Raw genomic sequence first — 1,131 nt, 5'->3', positions numbered from 1 at the left:
ACGTGCAGGTACCCAACGGGTACTGGATCGAGTATGGCGGCAGCTTCGAACAGCTGATTTCGGCCAGCCAGCGCCGACGTGCAGGTACCCAACGGGTACTGGATCGAGTATGGCGGCAGCTGTTCTGGGCGTTCGGGTCGGTCAAGGACGCGGCGATCGTGTTCAGCGGCGTACCGCTGGCGCTCACCGGCGGCGTGCTGGCGCTGGCCGCGCGCGGCATTCCGCTGTCGATCTCGGCCGGTGTCGGCTTCATTGCGTTGTCCGGCGTTGCCGTGCTCAACGGGCTGGTGATGATCAGCTTCGTGCGCAGCCTGCGCGACGGCGGTTCGCCGCTGGCCGATGCCGTGCGCGACGGCGCATTGGGCCGGCTGCGCCCGGTGCTGATGACCGCACTGGTGGCCTCGTTGGGCTTCGTGCCGATGGCCTTCAACGTGGGCGCCGGTTCGGAAGTGCAACGCCCGCTGGCCACGGTGGTGATCGGCGGCATCGTGTCGTCCACGCTGCTGACGTTGCTGGTGCTGCCGGTGTTGTACCGGTGGTTGCACCGCAAAAACGATGCGACACCGGTCACCCGGTAGCACCCGACCGTTGGTCGGGTGATGCATCCTGCGGCAGGCATGCAACGTCATGCCTGCCGCGCACTGACGGGCAGGCATCATGACGTCAGCAGGATGCGCCACGATGCGACGTCGAGCGCACTTGTGTGCTGACTCGCGCCGCTATCATCAACGCCGTCCAGGAAGAGCTGCGCATGGAGTGCACCAGGTGTCATACGGGAAGTTCACGGTCGGCGCGCGGGTATACGACCTCTCACATCTCGATCCATTTACGCTTTCGATTGTTGTGCACGGTTCGATCGTCGAGGTGGACGTGATGTTCAGCTTCCATCTATTCACCGATCAAAAAGGCAGGGGGCCGCGGTTTCCACATCACACCGAAGAACGCTACTTTTGCCTGGATCGCTACCAGTTGAGTCACGATGTGGCGCATTTCATGCGCGGTGCGTTCTTCGACGCATCCGTCCGTCGGCAGGTGCGTCAGGTTCGGGGTGAGGCATGTGGCGCATTTCATGCGCGGTGCGTTCTTCGACGCATCCGTCCGTCGGCAGGTGCGTCAGGTTCGGGGTGAGGC

General features: G+C 63.8%; 2 protein-coding genes. Both read left to right on the top strand.

Annotated elements, in window-relative coordinates; all coding sequences use genetic code 11:
* Positions 1–578 (top strand): efflux RND transporter permease subunit (locus AC1DOG_RS23135; protein WP_477931346.1); only part of this gene is annotated, 578 nt, incomplete at its 5' end.
* A 187-nt stretch (positions 579–765) separates the two neighbouring features.
* Positions 766–1,128, top strand: a complete 363-nt coding sequence (locus AC1DOG_RS23130; protein WP_477931344.1) for a hypothetical protein — start codon at positions 766–768, stop codon at positions 1,126–1,128.
* Positions 1,129–1,131 lie beyond the last annotated feature (3 nt).

The organism is Rhizobium sp. 01N48 (assembly GCF_056399145.1).
The sequence above is the reverse complement of the archived record's forward strand: the minus strand, read 5'-3'. Positions and strand labels throughout refer to the sequence as shown.